Source organism: Thiothrix sp., assembly GCF_028714775.1.
Lineage (GTDB): Bacteria > Pseudomonadota > Gammaproteobacteria > Thiotrichales > Thiotrichaceae > Thiothrix.
On record NZ_JAQTLS010000003.1, the window covers coordinates 1 to 17,748 of the forward strand.

The following is a 17,748-nucleotide window of genomic DNA, read 5'->3' on the forward strand; positions in this document are numbered from 1 at the left end:
TGCAGTGGCAGAAAACCTCCGCTTGTGGATGCTGTTTTTATGGCCTCCAAACTTAATCGCTAAGGCAAATGGCAATGTCACCTTGCTGCTGAAAACCGCTGATTAGGAAAATTGTCGTGTACAGAGGATTAGAATGCTATTTTACCTTTGTGAGTGAGCCTGCATAACTCCACTTTGGTTGCTATCACACTGTATGGACAATAATATTATCACTAAAATATGCACAAAGGACGAGACATTTGCATGAAAATTACCCTGCAAATACCTAGTCAATACTTGCTTGATAAATCAGCCTCTGAATTTGGCAAACGCATGACTTTGTATGCCGCGCTGATGATGTTTCAAGAAGGTAGCCTGTCGGCAGGTGCTGCATCCGAGTTTGCAGGTGCTGACCATTATACCTTCATCGCCGAATGCCAGCAGCACAACATCCCACTGGTTGATGAATGCCAGTAGCACAACATCCAACGGGTTAATTTCTCACTAGAAACACTGGATGCGTAACTGGAAGATTTGCGGCGAATACAGTAATGTGAGGAAAATCGTTACTGTACCCACTCCACAGGAGCAACAGCCATGTACACCTTATACAAACTCAATCCGGCTGACTTGAACGAAAACTTCCTGCAAGCCTTGCAACTGCTTTTCAGCGGAAAAACCATTGAAGTCTCTGTACGAGAGGTGGATGCCGCCAATGAATCTACCGATATATGGCAAGCGATTCAGCGTTTCCGCCAGAGCATGACCCCCACGGATTACCCTGACAATGAAGACATTTTTGCCAATGTCCGCGACCGTTCGACAGGGCGAGAGGTAGCATTGTGAGTATCCGCTATTTATTGGATACCAATATCCTGTCGGAGTCGACGCGCCCGATTCCCGATCCAAAGGTAATGCAACACTTACAACAAAAACGCCATCATGTAGCTACTGCCAGCGTTGTTTGGCACGAACTGATGTTTGGCTGCCAACGATTGCCACTATCCCGTAGACGTAGCCAACTTGAAACATACTTTCAAGACCTGCTGCTTTCTGGCTTGGTCATTTTGCCCTACACGCAAGCAGCAGCAGAATGGCACGCCACAGAACGGGTTCGCTTAACAGCAATTGGACAATCGCCCGCATTTGCCGATGGCATGATTGCAGCCACCGCTCATCAACATGGTCTGATTTTAGTAACCCGTAATGTGGATGATTTCAGCGGCTTTTTAGGTTTGCAGATCGAAAACTGGTTTGTGTGAGGTGCATCACAACACCCGCCGATAAATATCCGCCACCGTCACCCGACATTGCAGCGTGCTGATTTCCACCACATCCTGCATATCGTGACACTCGGAATAGACCCACTGCTTATCCGCCTGCCGCTGGTATTTTTCCACGCGGCAATAGTCCTGCGCCACCAATAAGTATTCCTGCAAAGACGGGATCAGTTGGTAATGGAAGAATTTCAGCCCACGGTCATAGGCTTCGGTAGATGCGGACAGGACTTCGATAATCACCAGCGGATTCAGCAACACATCGCTGTTTTCATCTTCGTATCGCTCATCGCCGCAAGTCACAACCACATCGGGAAGCTGAACTTGTTGGTTTTGTCGGTGCGTGTCCTGACCTTCATATCGCTGGAGTACACCCCACAAGGTTTTTCCAGCAGTTGCGCCCCCAATGAAACCACCAGATTGGTAGAAATCTGGTTATGTTCGCGACTTGCTCCCGCCATTGCGTAGACTTCGCCGTTCAAATATTCGCTTTTGAACTCGGCTTGGCGTTCGTGTTGGAGGTATTCCGCTTCGCTCAATAGGCAAGCAGGTTGCGCTGGCATGGTTCACGTCCTTAAATCACTACTGCCGAACATAGCACGGCTGGCAAGCTGTCGCCATCTCGACGGAAACGCTGTGGTCGGCAAGCGCATCAAACTGTATGCTGCTCGCCTTCACATACTCCTTTTAAACACCGCCAGCAGTTTCTGACACCGCGTAGGATTGGCAAAAAACGTTTTGTCCATCAATGAGGTATTCAAAAAGTCGCTATAGCCGGGGATCGCCAGCGCCTCTTCCCCATCCAGATTATGGAAACCCATCGACCAATCGGGGAATTGCCGTTCTGCCTGTTCCCCCTGCAACAAGGTGAGCAGTCCCCGGTGTCGCAGGTCGTGGCTTATTTTGGTGTAAAGCGCCCGCACTGTTTGCTCTTCACCCTCCAGCACCTGCATAAAGTTGCCGTCTTTGTAGAGCAGCATCCCGCTAACGCCCAGCCGGGTATTATTTTCTCTGGCTTTCGCCAGCAATTCGAGTAACTCAGCCTGTGAGAACAATTCATCAGCAGAACTTGCATAGACAAGAAAGAACATCGGTTTCCTCCCCAATAGGGTTATTGTTAAAAATTATGTAGAATCACCTAGCTGCAAATCTTACAACCGACAACCCAAAAAAGTAACCAACCCCAATGAACTTAAGCATTACCGACCTGCTGAGCCAGCTTTCCACCCACCCCACCCAACTCGATTTCGCCAGCGTGATCGCCAGCATCGAAGCGCATTACACCTACACCCCGCAAGCCTTCAGCAATGGCATCGGTGAGGATTGCGTCATCAGCCCCGCCGGAACCAACGCTGGCTCGTGCAAAGTATTCGCGTTTGGGCAACTGCAAGGGCTTTCCGAACAGCAAACGCTGCTCCTTTTCGGCGAACATTACCGCAAAGTGCTGGCAACGCCAGACGAAACCGACCATGCCAATATCCGCACCTTCATGCGTCACGGTTGGGCGGGCATCCACTTTGACGGCGTGGCACTGCAAACCAAGGCATAAGGAGCGATTATGGACTATTTACCTGCTTTCGAAGTTGAACCCACCTCCCCCGCTACTGCCAGCGTCATCTGGCTGCACGGTTTAGGCGCGGACGGGTACGACTTTGAACCCATCATCCCGGCATTGGGATTACCGCCGGAACTCGCCATCCGTTTCATTTTCCCGCACGCGCCCGCAATTCCTGTGACCGTCAATGGCGGTTATGTGATGCCCGCGTGGTATGACATTCTGGAAGTGGAACTTGAGCGCAAGGTGGATGTGGCGCAACTGGAGACATCTGCCCGCGACATCGGCAAGCTGATCGGGCGCGAAATTGCACGCGGCATTCCCAGCGAACGTATTGTTATTGCGGGCTTTTCGCAAGGCGGCGCAGTGGCGTATCACGTGGCACTGAGCTACCCCCAACCACTGGCGGGTTTGCTGGCGCTGTCGACGTACCTTGCCACGGCGGATACCCTCGAACCCAATGCTGCCAACGCGCAGTTACCGATCCATATTTTCCACGGCAGGCAAGATTCCATCGTGCCGGAGTTGCTGGCACTCAAGGCATACCGCTGGCTGAGTGCCAAAGGCTACCAACCCGCGTACTCAGAATACCCGCTGGGGCATAATGTATTCCCGGAAGAAATCGCGGAGATTGGGCGGTGTTTATGTGCGTGGTTGTTAGCCGCGACATAACGCTAGAATGTGCTAGCATTAACGCATTAACTCAACATATTCGGAACGCTAGTATGAAACCACGTAACAACAGAATCGGCGGCTGCCGTGTCGGAGCTGTACCCCCAGATGCCAAACGCCGCAAGGTCGGGCGTGCCGCTGAAAAGCCTTTGCCGCCCAAGGTTGATTTACGCCCTTACCTGACATCTGTTGAAGAACAAGTGGGTAATAGCTGCGTAGCCAATGCCTGCGCTGGGGCGTATGAATACCTCGCCAAACGCAATTTGGGGGAAGCGGCTGATGTTAGCCGCCTGTTCATTTACTACAACGCCCGCCTTGAAGACGAGGATGTTGAGGAAGACGAGGGAACCTCCATGCAATCCGCCATTGAGGGGCTGAAAAAATACGGGGCGTGCCGCGAAGACCTGTGGCCCAACGATGAAGATTCCATTACTGCCGAACCCGTGGAAGACGCCTACCAACACGGTGCGCGTTTCAAAATCGCCGAAGCGGAATATGTCGAAACCGATTTGGATTTGTATCGGCACACGCTGGCAGAGGGCTACCCGATTGCGTTTTGCCTGAATACGTTCACCTCATTCGACGATGCCACTGAGAATCGTGGGCGCGTCCCCGTCCCCAAAAAGGCAGAACAAGTGCGCGAAGAGCACGGTTGGCACGCTATGCTGTGCGTTGGCTACTTGGACAAAGACCAAATGTTCATCGTGCGGAACTCATGGGGCAACGAATGGGGCGACAACGGTTACTGTTATATTCCCTATAAATATGTCATCCACGAAGACCTCAATGGGCATGACACATGGGTTGTAAAATCCGTGGAAGATTTGGATTTTAGCGCTGATATAGAATCCGATGACGATGGCTCTTATTTTGCAGAAGAGGGTTCCATCCAATTGTTTGACTTCTATGTTGCCACCGAAAAGGTTGAAGAGTTTGCCACTGCCCTCGAAAAATTATGTGACAAATATGACAACGAAGAAGAGTTCTATTTCGATTACGAGGAAAGCGAAGAAGACGGTGTTACTTACGCAATTATTAGCAACTTTGATATATCACTGGACGACCCTGAAACATTTTTGGAAAAGCTGGACGAGCTTTGTAAAAAATGGGCGGATGATGAAAATTACAACTTCAGCATAGAAGGTTACGACGACGCCGAAGAAGAATCTGACGAGGAATCCGAAGACGAAACTGAGGAAGAAGAGGAGGAAGACACCGAAGAAGAGAGCGAGGATAAAACGGAGGAAGACGATTCCGAAGAGGCTTCCGTCATTTTAACTGACTTCTACATCTATACCGAAAACGGCGAAACGGTGGTAGGAAAGATAGAGAAACTCTGTTCCAAACACACCACCGACGACGACTACGCGATTGAATGGGAAGAAGATGAGGACGAAAACGGAACCTATGTCTCGTTTACCACCTTTGAAGTCACCCCCGACGACGAGGAAGCGTTCCTGACTGCGCTGGAAGCCTTGTGCGAAAAGCTGGCGGATGAGAACGGCTATAACTGGGAACAAGCGTAAGCAAATCCCCCACAAGCAGACTGCCAAGTGCGCTAATTTGCGGTAAACTGCCCCCCTTTGGAAGCAACCCTCAGGATACGGCATGGAACTCTCCGCACTTACCGCACTTTCCCCCACTGATGGGCGTTACGCCGATAAAACCAAGGCGTTACGCCCTTGGTTCAGCGAATACGGCCTCATTTACCACCGCGTGCTGGTCGAAATCCGCTGGCTGCAAATGCTCGCCAACCACCCGCAAGTGACGGAAGTCCCCGCTTTTTCCGCCGCCACCAATACCTTCCTCGAAAGCATCTTGAGCAACTTTGGTGAAACCGACGCGCTGCGGGTCAAAGCCATCGAACGCACCACTAACCATGACGTGAAAGCGGTCGAATATTACCTGAAAGAAAAAATCGCCGGGGTCGCCGAACTCGAAGCGGTCAGCGAATTCATCCACTTCGCCTGCACATCCGAAGACATCAACAACCTGTCTTACGCGCTGATGCTCAAAGGCGGCATGGAAAGCGTCATCCAACCGCAACTGGAAAATGTCGTACAAGCCATGCGCACGATGGCGCACACTTACGCCGACATTCCGCTGCTGTCACGTACCCACGGGCAACCTGCCACCCCCACCACGCTGGGCAAGGAAATGGCAAACGTGGCTTACCGCCTGCAACGCCAGCAACAACAAATCGTTGCCGGGCAAGTTTTCGGTAAAATCAACGGCGCGGTCGGCAACTACAACGCGCATATCAGTGCTTACCCCGACATTGACTGGCAAGCCACCGCTGAACAGTTCGTCACCTCGCTCGGTTTGAGCTTTAATCCTTACACCACCCAAATCGAACCGCACGATTACATCGCGGAAAACTTCGACGCGGTAGTGCGTTTCAACACCATCCTGATCGACTTCTGCCGCGACGTGTGGAGCTACATCTCTCTGGGACATTTCAAACAGAAAGTGATCGCGGGCGAAGTTGGCTCTTCCACCATGCCGCACAAGGTTAACCCGATTGACTTCGAGAACGCCGAAGGCAACCTTGGCATTGCCAATGCGCTCATGACCCATCTGGCGCAAAAACTGCCGATTTCCCGCTGGCAGCGTGACCTCACCGACTCCACCGTTTTGCGTACCCTTGGTGTAGGTTTGGGGCACTCACTGATCGCTTACCAATCCGCGCTCAAAGGCATCAGCAAACTGGAAGTCAACACCGCCAGCACTGCGGCTGACCTCGATGCCAACTGGGAAGTACTCGCCGAACCGATCCAAACCGTGATGCGCCGTTACAATATCGAACAGCCTTACGAAAAGCTCAAAGCACTGACCCGTGGGCAACGCATCACCCCAGAACGCTTGCGTGAGTTCGTCGATACGCTGGATATGCCGCAAGCAGCCAAGGATGCGCTGATTGCCATGACCCCTGCTTCTTATATTGGTAATGCGGCTGCACAAGCCAAGGCGATTTAATTATGTCCGGTATGTTTGGTGATATTTCGGTTGAAGAATTCCTGCGTGATTATTGGCAGAAAAAACCACTGCTGATCCGGCAAGCGCTCCCCGGTTTCCAATCCCCCATTACGCAGGATGAATTGGCGGGCTTGGCGTGTGAAACCGACGCTTCGCGCATCGTGATTGAGAAAGGTGGCAAATGCCCGTGGGAAGTACGGCATGGCGCATTTGATGACGACAGTTTTGCCGATTTGCCGGAAACGCATTGGACACTGCTGGTCAACGATACCGACCAGCATCTGCCGGAGTTGAAAGCGGTGATGGAACCGTTCCGTTTCATCCCTGACTGGCGCGTAGATGATTTAATGATCAGCTTCGCGGTGGAAGGCGGTTCGGTCGGGCCACACATGGACAATTACGATGTGTTCCTGATCCAAGCGCAAGGCCAACGCCGCTGGCAAATCACTACCCAACCCGCAACCCCGGATAATTTCCTGCCTGACCTTGAATTGCGCATCATGCGTGAATTTCAGCCTGAACAGGAATGGGTCGTTAACCCCGGCGACATGCTTTACCTGCCGCCCAATGTGCCGCATTACGGCGTGGCGTTGAACGAATGCATGACCTATTCGGTCGGTTTCCGCGCCCCCTTGCAGTCCGACATGCTGGAAAAGCTGGTGGATGATTTGCTGGAAGAACCGCGCCTCCAGCAACGTTTCCGTGACGAGGGACGCAGTTTGCAGGAACATCCGGGCGAATTGACCGAAGCAGATATGGATCGCCTGATTGATTTCGTGCTGGATGCATTGCCGCAGGATACCCACGCCTTACAAAAATGGCTTGGCAAATATTTAAGCGAACCAAAAGCCGATGCTGAAGCACCAGAGCCTAGCGACATCAGCAAAGCAGAGCTGGCAAAACTTATTACCCGTAAAAAAACCTTTGAGAAAACACCGAATATTCGCTTCCTTTATTTCTTATCTGGCAGCGACATCTATTTTTTCACGAATGGCCTGCAACATATTTTGCCCATTGAACAGCTTGATTTTGTCCGTTTCTTATGCAGCAGCAACCAATACAAGCACGCGGGGTATAAAGACTTGCTGCAAAACAAGGAATATCTCGATCTTTTCCTTACGTTAATCCAAGAAGGCTTGATTTACATCAATGAATAGCATGTACAAATATGCATCACCCCTGCGGCCTCATTAGTAAATTATATACCGTTCATCGGAAATTCAGGCATAGCCTAATAGACTAACATCATAAACATTTCTATCAACATATTGCATGAGGGGCTATCATGTTGATAGAAATAAATGATGGCTTGATTTTTTATTAACAGGGGAAACGTATGGGTTGCAAGAAATCCATTTTAATTGCTGTGGGCGGCCTCATGGTCGCCAGCGCAGTGGTACTATCACTTCCGTCCATTGCGAATGCGGCGGACTCACAGTACAAAATTGCAATGAAGCGCTCGAATCCTAGCGATCCGATCAGCCGCGACGGAATTTTGTCCGCAGTAAACGACAAGTACAAAGGGCGCATCCTGTCCGTGCAAGAAAAACCATCTCCCAGCACGCCGGATTGCCACATTGTACGTATGTTATCACTCACTGGCGAATACATGACCATTCGGGTGGCGTGTGATTGATGACGAAAAACTAGGCAGGCAAGCAGAGTAGCTTGCTTAAGCGAATGCCCGGAAGTTGAGGGACTTTCCGGGCATTTGTTTTTAGGGATAAATAATAATGATGGTTTTTTATTCTGGATAAGCTAGTGTATAATTTGGGCTGACCTGTTGCCGCGACCTACTTAGCGGACTGGGAAGGGTATTTTGCTTGCTGACTAACCATAAAGATTGCTGTTATGCGCGTACTCATAGTTGAAGATGAAAAAATTATCCGCGAACAAGTGGCCGATGACCTGAAGAAAAACGGCTTCACTGTTGATGTGGCAGCAGACTACTCACAGGGGCTGTACGTTGCCCTTGAGTATCCTATTGATGTCGCCGTCATTGACTTAGGGCTACCCAGTACCAAGGGCGCTGCGGTCAACAACGAGCTGGGGCTGGAAATCATCCGCACCGTCCGGGCGAAAAATAAGGACTATCCAATCATCATCCTGACCGCCCGCGACCGCTGGCAGCACAAGGTTGAAGGGTTGGAAGCCGGGGCTGACGATTACGTCACCAAACCGTTCCACACGGAAGAACTGATTGCCCGTTTGCGTGTCCAACTTCGGCGCACAGGACGCTGGACACAAGCCGAACTGAGCTGCGGCCCAATCCGCTTGAACACGTCCGAACAGCGTGTTTACGTCAATAATGACGAAATCACCCTAACGGCTTACGAATACCGGGTGCTGGAACACCTGATGCTCCATGCGGGTGAAGTCGTGTCGAAAACACGCCTGACAGACAGCCTGTATGAAGAAGATGCCGACCGTGACAGTAACGTCATTGAGGTCTTTATCCGCCGTTTGCGCATCAAGCTTGACCCTGAAGATAGCCTCAAGCCGATTGAAACCCTGCGTGGACGCGGCTACCGCTTTACCCTGTCGCGTAGCTAGGGCGGGCTGAGCACCGAACAACCCCAAAAAGTCCAAATCATGATCAGATCATTAAGAAGTCGGCAATTAATCAGTGGTTTTGGTGTCATCATGGTCGGTATCGTGATGCTCGGCAGTATGCTGCACTGGTTTTCTTATCGCTATAAAATTGACCAGAAACAAGATGAACTGACTGAAATTTCCTACAATGTGCTGGGCTATTTGGAATTTCAGGATGGCAAATTTTCGGTAGTCGACGACCCTGAAATCAAGGGCAAAGTCGAACACATGGTTGACCAATACGGGCTGCGTGATCCTGGGTTAGGGAAATTTTCTTACGTCATCGACTCCTCAACCTCCGAAGTTGTCTGGAGCGCAACCAGCACCAAAAACCCTAACGATGTAAGCAATCCAGACCAGTTCCTCTACTTTGATCTTGATGACCATCAAAGTAACTTCAAGCCTTTTTTCTCGCAGAAAAAACCACGCCCCCCCAAAGACAAGAAAGCACTTGAGAGCAACCCGCAACGCCAACAGTTATACAACCAAGAATACCTGTTGTCTGCGCAAAACTTCTACATGAAGCCCTATGGCAGCTACCAATTTATCGTCGGCATTTCGATTGCTGACGTTGAAAAGGAAATGCAGGCCATGCGCCGCAGCATTGCCATCCTGTTGTTCTTTTCCGCAGTACTGGTCTTGATTGCCCAATTGGCCTTGAGCTTCTGGGTGGTTGCCCCGATCAAAGAGTTTGAGGATGAAGTCAAATCCATCGAAGCGGGCGAAAAAGAAACCATCGGCGACCAGTACCCCGAGGAATTGATCCCCATCAAGAATGCCTTGAACGGCTTGCTGGGTTACGAAAAAGGCCAAAAACAACGTTACAAGGATTCACTCGACGACCTTGCGCACAGCCTAAAAACACCGCTGGCAGCGATGCAGAACCAGCTTGACCAGTTGAACCGGGAAGCCAGCAACAACCCGAACGCACCACCGGGATTGAAGGTGTTGGGCATACAAATCGAGCGGATGCACGAAATTATTGCCCACCAGTTACGCAAGGCAATGGTCACAAACCAAGGCGCAATGCTGATGGCGCAACCCGTGCGTCCGGTATTGTTCCGCCTGCGTGATACCCTGCAAAAGGTTTACCGCGACAAGCCGTTTGAATTCCGCCTCAACGTGGATGAATACGCCAAATGCCGCATGGATGCCGAAGACATGATGGAACTGTTTGGCAACCTGCTGAACAATGCCTGCCGCTTCTGCAAAGACCTCGTGGAAATTTCCGCCCACCATGAAAACAATATGCTGGTCATCGACATTGACGATGACGGCATGGGTTTCCCAACCGATAACCCCGCCAAGCTGTTGCAACGCGGCGTGCGCGAAGACAGCAAGACTGACGGGCAAGGCATTGGACTAGCGGTCAGTACCGAAATCATTTCAGCGATCGGCGGCAAAATTGAGCTGCTGGTTTCACCGTATGTCGGGGCGCGTGTGCGCTTACACCTGCCGATCTGAGTCAGCTTACGGCGGGCTAATCACGCGGATGGATACTTTATCTACCGCGCCAGCGCTGTCCAGCACTACCAAATCATAATCACCGGGCTGCGTAAACGTATAGCGCAGCCCCTTATGTCCCTCATCCACACCTGCCACATCCCCATTGACCAGCCACAGGTAACGGCCTTGCCCGCCTTCCGCCAATAAGTCGATGCTGACACCCCGCGCTTGCAAATACAAACGGGTACTGGCGTCCAAATGGCGGATCAGCAACTCCTTCCCAGCCTGCAAACGCATATCCGGCGGGCAACTGGCATCAAAGGCGGGCAAACGCATCTTATCCAACAAGGCATCTACCAGCCACGGTGACAATTCCACCGGCCATTGGGCAAAAGTGTGCTCCAAACGTTGCGGGGCGGTACAGTCAGCAGTCACGCGCAGCCCTGTCTGCGGGTTTATCCAGTAAGTCTGCAATCGCGCAGACCATGAGTCCTTTTGCAGGTTGGGCAAGGTGGGGGGAATATGCCCATCCAATACCCATGCTTGTTGGCGCACATGGCAATGTTCTGCGGGGGTATTCGCCGCACTTTCCCCCAAAGGCCAACAAATATCCGTGCTGCTGACATCGGGTGGACGCTGGCGGCTATTGCTGGCACGGGCTTTCGGCAGCGCCCGGAAAATATCAAATAAGATTGGGGCAGCAGCATGTGCACCAAAACTGCCCGGCAAGGGTGTGCCATCAGGCCGTCCTGTCCAAACGCCGACGGTATAACGGTCACTTACCCCCACCGCCCACGCATCGCGGAAGCCATAACTGGTTCCGGTTTTCCATGCAATGCCCTCCGGGTTAACCGAACCTTCCGGCGGTTCGACGCCCCGCAGTATGTCTTGGATAATCCACGCAGCCCCCGCCGACAGCATACGCCGCTCCACCACCGGGTCGTCAGGCACAAAGCGCGGGGCAATACTGATGCCATTCCGCGCAAAGGCCGTGAAACCGCGTACCAAATCCTCCAACCGTGTGCCAGCACCGCCCAAAATCACACTCAAGTTAGGCGCGGTATTTTCGGGAAAGCGGATTTCTACCCCACCATTACGCAGGCGTGCGACAAAACGCGCTGGCGTCAGGCGCTGCAACATATCCACTGCCGGAACATTCAGCGACTGCTGCAAAGCTTGCGTCACGCTCACCGCCCCGGAAAAATGGCGGAAAAAGTTTTGCGGCGCATAATCGTCCAACTTAATCGGTACATCGCTTAACAGGCTGGCGGAATGGATCAGCCCTTCATCCAACGCCAACCCGTACAAAAAAGGCTTCAGGGTAGAACCGGGGGAACGCCACGCTTGCACCATATCCACATGCCCAAAGCGCTCGGCACTGTGGAAATCGGCAGAACCGGCATACGCACGCACATACCCCGTCTGATTTTCCACCACCAACACCCCAATAGAGGATTTTTCCGGCAAAGCGTTTTGGCGGGTACGCACCACATTTTCCACCGCCCATTGCATATTGGCGCTCAAAGCGGTCTGTAAGCGTGCGCGGTTTTCCGCAAAAGCGCGGGCTTTCATGCGCTGGGCAAATAACGGAGCCATTAACGGCTGCTGGAAACGCGAACGCACTACGGGTTCCAAAGCCGCATCCGCCACCGTTTCTTCCGACCAAATGCCTTGCGCTGCCATCCGCTGCAATACTTTATCGCGGTATTGTTGTGCCACTTCGGGATGACGGTCGGGGCGTAAACGCGAAGGGGCTTGCGGCAAGACTGCCAGCAAAGCGGCTTCCGCATGGCTCAGGGATTGGGCGGATTTGTGTAACCACGCAAAACTGGCGGTTTGCACCCCTTCTATTGGCCCACCAAAGGGAGCCAGATTCAGGTAAAAGGTAAGGATTTCGTCTTTGCTGTAATGCCATTCAAGCTGCAAGGCGCGGAACATTTGCCGGAATTTGCCGCCCACGTCACGGCTATGTGGGTCAAGGATACGCGCTACCTGCATGGTCAAAGTGGAGCCACCGGAAACGGGTTTGCCATTCACCAACCATTGCCACCCTGCCCTTGCCAAGGCCAGCGGATTGATGCCGGGATGCTGGTAAAACCAGCGGTCTTCGTATTCCAGCAAGGCTTCCACGTAAAGCGGGGAAACCTCATCCAACGTTACTGGGTAACGCCATACTCCCGCACTGTCAGCAAAAGCCCGCAACGGGGTACGGTCTTCCGCTAGAATCAGAACACTGCGCACCCGATCAGGGTCGGGCAAAGGCCATGCCCAATCTGCAAATAGGAACAGCAAACACAGCGCCGTCCCCGCCAACAATACACCCGAGCCATACCGGACGCCCCGCCGCCACATCACTACGGCTTGATCAACAACGTACCGCCAGCCACACCCACACCATTCAATTCAGGCCGGTACATATCTTCAACCGTTGGCGCAGGAACCGTAAAGCTCCCAGCAGAAACCACCCGCACCATGTAGAACAAGTGGTGGCGAGTTTTCGCCTCCAGCGGCAGCGCGGCAATGTAACGATCATCGCGGAACTCTTGGGTACGCAGGGTGCTGCTATCGAGCAACTCGGTAACGGGTTTATCCATGCCCTCCAATTGCAGGGCTTGCAAGGATTCGTTATCGCTCAGGTTAGTGTTTTCCAACTCGAAACCCGCAGGCACAAGGTCAACCACCAACGCATCATTGATGGCGGTTTTACTGCTCACCAGCAAATGCACCAGTAACAAATCCCCCGCCTTGATGTCCTGCGGCTGTACGCGCTTGCCTTTCATGCTGTACCACTCGCGCGTCACTTCCATCGGGTCGCCATCCAACGTTGGTGCGGCAGTGGGGTAGCCATCCAACGACACATCGACGTACAGCGGCTTATTACCTGCCGAAGCAATGCTGATACCTTTGGGCAGGTCGTCGGCATTCAAAGCTCGGCTGCCTGTGCCAGTGCCTGACAGGTCAACACTGCTACCGGCAACGCTCAGTTTGGCTTTCCAGCCTTCCTTGGCTTTTTCCTGCACTTTCAAGCCTGCCAAGAAGGTAAACAACTGTTCTTGGGTACTGAAATAAGCGCGGTTATGCAGCAAGTCAGCCAAATGTTTGATACGTGCCGCTTGCTGTGGGACATCGACTTTATGGCGCAACAACAAGTAAAGCATTGCTGCTTCATCACGCAACTGGCTACCGTAATCGCCCATGTATTGCTTGTCGTCACGCACCAAACCCAAACCTTTCTGGATAGCGTCGTTGCCGCGCTTGCCGTCACCCATCGCATTCAGCGCCAAGCCCAAATGCACCAGTGGTAAGCCGGATGCGGCCTTGCCGAGGTCTTTGTCATACATCACCCGCAACGTCCCCAGAGGGGCTTGCTTAACCCGCGCCAGCACATACCCCGCGTAAGCACGCGCCGCAAGGTCAAGGTGTTCCGGCACTTCGGAAAACTCATAGCGGCTATCAATGTAACGCTCGTTTTCCTGCAAACGTTCTTGCAAATTTTTGAGGGCGCGTTGCAGCAACCACTCTGGCACAACGAAGCCTTGCTCTTTCGCATCCAGCAGGAAATCGGTCACGTAAGGCGTCAACCAGTACTCTTCTTCCCCGTAATCGCCCCACAAGCTAAAGCCACCACTGGACAATTGCATCCCCGCCAAACGTAACAATGCACTGCTGACGCGGGTATTACGCTCCTTCATTGCCAGCGGTTCCAACCCCAGACGGTCAGCAACCCCCGCTTCCAAGAATAGGTAAGGCCACGCACTACTGGTGGTCTGTTCCAAACAACCATACGGATACTCGAATAAGCCCTGCAAAGCACTGCGCATCGGCAATACCGGGGTAGCGGAGAGGCTCAAGTTGGTTTTCAAGCCATTGGGCATGAAACCTTGCAAGGTGGCGGCATTCAATTCCATCACTTCGCCCGGCTTCAGTTCGCGGGTTTGACTAGCATGTTTCGCCGCATAGGGCGGACGCACTGCCACCGACACTTGACGGTGCGCGGTAAAAGTCTTACCTGTCAATTCGAGGCTTACCTTTCCAACACCCAAGGCTTGCTGCGCTGCCAGCGGAAAACTCAAAGTCTTGCGCTGGCCTTTGGTGAGGGTCTCCTCCTGCGTCACGGGCGCAAAAGCCAGTGCGGCATCCGCTTCCAGCTTGAGCTTCACAACCTGCGTGGTATCGCTGGTATTGTTCAAATCCACCGTCAGGGAAGCGCTATCGCCAGTCGCCAAAAAGCGCGGCGCAGCCATACTCGCTACCACTGGGGATGCCACTTTCATGTCACGCTCAGCACTGCCGAAACGCTCGTTGGAAGCCGCAATCGCCATCAGCCGCAACGTGCCATCGAAACCGGGGATCGGTAGGTCAATTTTCGCCTTACCTTCACTATTAAACTGCACCGCACCGCTGAACAACGAAACAATCTGTACTCCCGGCTGTGGCAATACCCCGCCCCGGTGCATACCGGCATCCCCACCAAAACGCTGGCGTAACGGTTTGCCATCGACACTCTCGATAATCTTGCCGTAAGCATCGTGCAAATTAACGCCATAAGCGTGTTGCGCGAAATAGAAAGCAAACGGGTCAGGCGTTTTGAAATTGGTAATGTTCAATACACCCACATCCACCGCTGCCAGTGTCACCACCGCAGGTTGCCCCGCCAAGTTGTCGGAGGCCACGGTCACACTCACGGTTTGTTCCGGCAGAATCTTATCCACTGCCTCAATCGCAAGGTTCAATTTACGCTCGTTGCGATCCAATGGCAGGAAAATGACACCCAAAGCACGGTTAGGGGCAATCTTTTGCTGGCTGCTGGCAGGGCGGAACGCCGTCACCGTGACATACAAATCATGGCGGTTCCAAGACGCATCGACCGGAATGTCAACCGTCATACCCTCAGCAGGCAAGCTGACCCGTTGCGACCACAACAGCGACTCACCTTCCACCGCGACAATCGCTTCACCCGCCGCAGGTGGGGTAATTTTCAGCTTGGCAGTTTCACCCGCACGGTAACTTGCTTTATCTAGCGCCAGTTCAATTTGGTCAGGACGCGCCGCCGTGTTGCCTTCTTGCTCCCAATCCCAACCTGCATGGAAAGGGTAAACCGACTTCAGCCCAGTTTCGGCATCTTCCACTTCCAGCCGATAAGCACCGGACTGCACCGCGAAAGCGACATTGGCATGGCCTTTGCCATCCAACTGAATTTTCTTCTGCACGGTAGGGTATTCGCTGACAACATCCTTGCGCTGCCAACCTTCGGAATCGTTGTATTCCCAGAAGTATTCCTTCTCTTCCCGCACCAGCGTCACCGCCAACGGTTTCACACCTGTAGCAGGCTGGCCTTCGGCAGTGGCACGCACCAGCTCGAAGCCCGCTTCGCTATTCCCATTCACCATATCCCTGGCAAACAGCGGGCGGATACCCACCAGATTTTGGGTAGGCCAGAAAGGTGCATCCAGCTTACGGGTAACAGTGCGCCCCCCGGTTTCATGTAAGCTACCAATAACGCTCAGGGTCAAAGGGGAATTGATCTTGCCAGCCAATGGAGGAACTTCCAAAAATGCACCGCCCGTGTCATTGAGTTGGAGTTCCGGTAAATCTTCGCGCCCGATCAGCTTTTCATCTGCCGGATCACCAAAGAAATAATCCTTAAACGCATCCAAAGGATGACGGTTCACCGCAATGGTACGCACCGAAGTAAACTTGTTACCGCCCGCTGGAGCGCCATACAGGTAATCGCCCTGCACTGCCACCACCAGTTTTTCACCAAGGGTCAGCAACTTATCTTCAGTTTTCAACGCCAGTTTCATGCGTTCGGGCATGAAATCCTCAACATGGAAGCCAAAACTGCTGATCGCTGCTTCGTCTTTACTATTGATGCGCACTTCGGCTTTCCACGCCCCGGTCGGTGCATCTGCTGGGATCGGCAGGTGATAAGCAAAGAACCCCAACGCCGAATTGCTGGCAGTCAGATTTTCTTCCAGCATCATCTTAGTATCAGGCCGCACAATGCGTAAGTTCAGGTTGTTGACGGATACCGGGCGTCCATCACGGTCGCGCAACAGCACCGACAAATCCATGGTTTCACCGGGGCGGAACAAATCACGGGTACTGTAAACAAAAGGCGCAATCGGCTGGTCTGTCGCCCCCGTGACGGGGTATTCCGACAAATCCAAGGCTGCTTCCCGCAAATCCAAGAAAGTAAACTGCTGATCCAAAGCCGCAGTCAGCAACAAATTGCCTGCCGGACGATGGACAAAACTTGCATGGCCTTGCTCATCGGTCGTCAGTTCCAATGGCTCTTTTTCGCCCTGCAACTTGAGTTTGACGTTTGCCAACGGCTTGCCCGTATCCAACGCATTGGCGAATACTTCCACCCCACGCGCATAAAGGCGCACATGCAAACCAATATTGGTCACAACGAACGGCGTAACCCGGAAGGCATCATCCCCGAAACGCCCCGGCTGGCGCATCACCGCAAAATACAAACCGGGCGTTTGCAGTTCCGGGATATTTTCCACCGGAATCACCACCGTAGTACGGGCATTGGGTTTGGCATCAGTCGCATAACGGCTGGAAAACACGCTTTCCGTCACTGCATGGATTTCTTCCAATTGCCACTGCCGCACACCATCACCCAAGGTAACGCTTTTCAACACCTCCGGCAGCTTGTCAGGCTGGACGCGCAAGAATTCCATATCCAGTTCCGGCACATTCACCACGCGGATTGGCAAGCCAGTGGTCAGTTTGGCGGGCAAAATGCTGCCACGGGTAGCAAAGTCGAAAGCAGGCTGCACATCACGGGTAGTAACCGTCATATCCACGGGTTTCTGCAACTGCAACCCGTTTTTGCTGGCAAGCCCCGGCCTGACTTGCACCCGGTAAGCAGTTTGCGGCTGGATATTACTGAAATACAGGCGGCGCGGCTCACTGGCTAACACCCATGCCCCTTCCACGCCCTTGCCCCCGGCAGTCACGGTAATGAAAGAAGTAAAATCGGCGGTTGGCTCCACATCCTGCGAAAAGGTAATAGCAAGCGCAGGGCTGGTATCCAGTGCGCGTTCTGACACATCGACCGCTAACATCTGGGTCAGCAGTTCCTCATTGGTATGAGCAGGCAGAGTGGTAGGCGGGGTAGCAGCGGCTGCGGGGGCATTATCTTCCGCCCACGCAAGGGGTCGCCAAACGACTACCAAGCAAAGCAATAAAAACAGCAGCGAAAGGTTGCGGCGAAGTTGACGACCCATTGTTATTCTC

The 17,748-nt window shown here is 52.9% G+C and carries 16 protein-coding genes; 11 read left to right on the forward strand and 5 right to left on the reverse strand.

Translation table 11 applies throughout. The features are described from left to right. Positions 1 to 243: 243 nt before the first annotated feature. The 3 genes from PHE17_RS02940 (at position 244) to PHE17_RS02950 (ending at position 1,241) form a co-directional block, all read left to right on the forward strand. Positions 244 to 456, forward strand: coding sequence for a UPF0175 family protein (locus tag PHE17_RS02940; protein WP_301014322.1), 213 nt, complete (start codon positions 244 to 246; stop codon positions 454 to 456). 120 nt (positions 457 to 576) lie between these two features. Further along, on the forward strand, positions 577 to 825 hold the full coding sequence (locus tag PHE17_RS02945) for a hypothetical protein (RefSeq protein ID WP_301014323.1): 249 nt from the start codon (positions 577 to 579) through the stop codon (positions 823 to 825). Next, positions 822 to 1,241 (forward strand): type II toxin-antitoxin system VapC family toxin, encoded by a 420-nt coding sequence (locus PHE17_RS02950; RefSeq protein WP_301014324.1) that lies wholly within the window; start codon positions 822 to 824, stop codon positions 1,239 to 1,241. Before PHE17_RS02945 ends, PHE17_RS02950 begins: the two co-directional genes overlap by 4 nt. 6 nt (positions 1,242 to 1,247) lie before the next feature. Here the strand turns inward: PHE17_RS02950 and PHE17_RS02955 are convergent, their stop codons facing one another. The 3 genes from PHE17_RS02955 to PHE17_RS02965 all read right to left on the reverse strand — a co-directional run bounded on the left by PHE17_RS02955 (position 1,248) and on the right by PHE17_RS02965 (position 2,347). Beyond that, positions 1,248 to 1,559: a Uma2 family endonuclease gene (locus PHE17_RS02955; protein ID WP_301014325.1), complete on the reverse strand. Its 312-nt coding sequence runs from the start codon at positions 1,557 to 1,559 to the stop codon at positions 1,248 to 1,250. Next, positions 1,556 to 1,819: a Uma2 family endonuclease gene (locus PHE17_RS02960; RefSeq protein ID WP_301014326.1), complete on the reverse strand. Its 264-nt coding sequence runs from the start codon at positions 1,817 to 1,819 to the stop codon at positions 1,556 to 1,558. The genes PHE17_RS02955 and PHE17_RS02960 overlap by 4 nt, the downstream gene beginning before the upstream one ends. Before the next feature lie 111 nt (positions 1,820 to 1,930). Continuing rightward, on the reverse strand, positions 1,931 to 2,347 hold the full coding sequence (locus PHE17_RS02965) for a BLUF domain-containing protein (protein ID WP_301014327.1): 417 nt from the start codon (positions 2,345 to 2,347) through the stop codon (positions 1,931 to 1,933). A gap of 95 nt (positions 2,348 to 2,442) precedes the next feature. Here PHE17_RS02965 and PHE17_RS02970 point away from each other — a divergent pair, with 95 nt between their 5' ends. The 8 genes from PHE17_RS02970 (at position 2,443) to PHE17_RS03005 (ending at position 10,515) form a co-directional block, all read left to right on the forward strand. Next, positions 2,443 to 2,805, forward strand: a complete 363-nt coding sequence (locus PHE17_RS02970) for a HopJ type III effector protein (RefSeq protein ID WP_301014328.1) — start codon at positions 2,443 to 2,445, stop codon at positions 2,803 to 2,805. 9 nt (positions 2,806 to 2,814) lie between these two features. Next, complete coding sequence (locus PHE17_RS02975) at positions 2,815 to 3,483, forward strand: carboxylesterase (protein WP_301014329.1); 669 nt, start codon at positions 2,815 to 2,817, stop codon at positions 3,481 to 3,483. A 53-nt stretch (positions 3,484 to 3,536) separates the two neighbouring features. After that, entirely contained in the window at positions 3,537 to 5,009 is a 1,473-nt protein-coding gene (locus PHE17_RS02980) for a C1 family peptidase (protein WP_301014330.1), read from the forward strand. 82 nt (positions 5,010 to 5,091) lie between these two features. Further along, a complete protein-coding gene (gene purB / locus PHE17_RS02985) occupies positions 5,092 to 6,459 on the forward strand; it encodes an adenylosuccinate lyase (protein WP_301014331.1) in 1,368 nt (455 codons plus the stop codon). 2 nt (positions 6,460 to 6,461) lie between these two features. Continuing rightward, positions 6,462 to 7,616, forward strand: coding sequence for a cupin domain-containing protein (locus PHE17_RS02990; RefSeq protein ID WP_301014332.1), 1,155 nt, complete (start codon positions 6,462 to 6,464; stop codon positions 7,614 to 7,616). A gap of 179 nt (positions 7,617 to 7,795) precedes the next feature. Beyond that, on the forward strand, positions 7,796 to 8,095 hold the full coding sequence (locus tag PHE17_RS02995; RefSeq protein ID WP_301014333.1) for a hypothetical protein: 300 nt from the start codon (positions 7,796 to 7,798) through the stop codon (positions 8,093 to 8,095). 215 nt (positions 8,096 to 8,310) lie between these two features. Then, positions 8,311 to 9,012 carry a response regulator transcription factor gene (locus PHE17_RS03000; RefSeq protein ID WP_301014334.1) on the forward strand — a complete coding sequence of 234 codons (702 nt, stop codon included), beginning with the start codon at positions 8,311 to 8,313 and terminating at the stop codon, positions 9,010 to 9,012. 39 nt (positions 9,013 to 9,051) lie between these two features. After that, complete coding sequence (locus PHE17_RS03005; RefSeq protein ID WP_301014335.1) at positions 9,052 to 10,515, forward strand: ATP-binding protein; 1,464 nt, start codon at positions 9,052 to 9,054, stop codon at positions 10,513 to 10,515. A 6-nt stretch (positions 10,516 to 10,521) separates the two neighbouring features. Here the strand turns inward: PHE17_RS03005 and pbpC are convergent, their stop codons facing one another. Both pbpC and PHE17_RS03015 read right to left on the reverse strand, forming a co-directional pair. Continuing rightward, a complete protein-coding gene (pbpC, locus tag PHE17_RS03010; protein ID WP_301014336.1) occupies positions 10,522 to 12,849 on the reverse strand; it encodes a penicillin-binding protein 1C in 2,328 nt (775 codons plus the stop codon). 2 nt (positions 12,850 to 12,851) lie between these two features. Then, on the reverse strand, positions 12,852 to 17,738 hold the full coding sequence (locus PHE17_RS03015; RefSeq protein ID WP_301014337.1) for an alpha-2-macroglobulin: 4,887 nt from the start codon (positions 17,736 to 17,738) through the stop codon (positions 12,852 to 12,854). Between the last annotated feature and the right edge of the window lie 10 nt (positions 17,739 to 17,748).

Coding starts and splice junctions, on each gene's coding strand:
- PHE17_RS02940 (WP_301014322.1), top strand. CDS start 244: ATGAAAATTACCCTGCAAATACCTAGTCAATACTTGCTTGATAAATCA.
- PHE17_RS02945 (WP_301014323.1), top strand. CDS start 577: ATGTACACCTTATACAAACTCAATCCGGCTGACTTGAACGAAAACTTC.
- PHE17_RS02960 (WP_301014326.1), bottom strand. CDS start 1,819: ATGCCAGCGCAACCTGCTTGCCTATTGAGCGAAGCGGAATACCTCCAA.
- PHE17_RS02965 (WP_301014327.1), bottom strand. CDS start 2,347: ATGTTCTTTCTTGTCTATGCAAGTTCTGCTGATGAATTGTTCTCACAG.
- PHE17_RS02970 (WP_301014328.1), top strand. CDS start 2,443: ATGAACTTAAGCATTACCGACCTGCTGAGCCAGCTTTCCACCCACCCC.
- PHE17_RS02975 (WP_301014329.1), top strand. CDS start 2,815: ATGGACTATTTACCTGCTTTCGAAGTTGAACCCACCTCCCCCGCTACT.
- PHE17_RS02980 (WP_301014330.1), top strand. CDS start 3,537: ATGAAACCACGTAACAACAGAATCGGCGGCTGCCGTGTCGGAGCTGTA.
- purB (WP_301014331.1), top strand. CDS start 5,092: ATGGAACTCTCCGCACTTACCGCACTTTCCCCCACTGATGGGCGTTAC.
- PHE17_RS02990 (WP_301014332.1), top strand. CDS start 6,462: ATGTCCGGTATGTTTGGTGATATTTCGGTTGAAGAATTCCTGCGTGAT.
- PHE17_RS02995 (WP_301014333.1), top strand. CDS start 7,796: ATGGGTTGCAAGAAATCCATTTTAATTGCTGTGGGCGGCCTCATGGTC.
- PHE17_RS03000 (WP_301014334.1), top strand. CDS start 8,311: ATGCGCGTACTCATAGTTGAAGATGAAAAAATTATCCGCGAACAAGTG.
- PHE17_RS03005 (WP_301014335.1), top strand. CDS start 9,052: ATGATCAGATCATTAAGAAGTCGGCAATTAATCAGTGGTTTTGGTGTC.
- pbpC (WP_301014336.1), bottom strand. CDS start 12,849: ATGTGGCGGCGGGGCGTCCGGTATGGCTCGGGTGTATTGTTGGCGGGG.
- PHE17_RS03015 (WP_301014337.1), bottom strand. CDS start 17,738: ATGGGTCGTCAACTTCGCCGCAACCTTTCGCTGCTGTTTTTATTGCTT.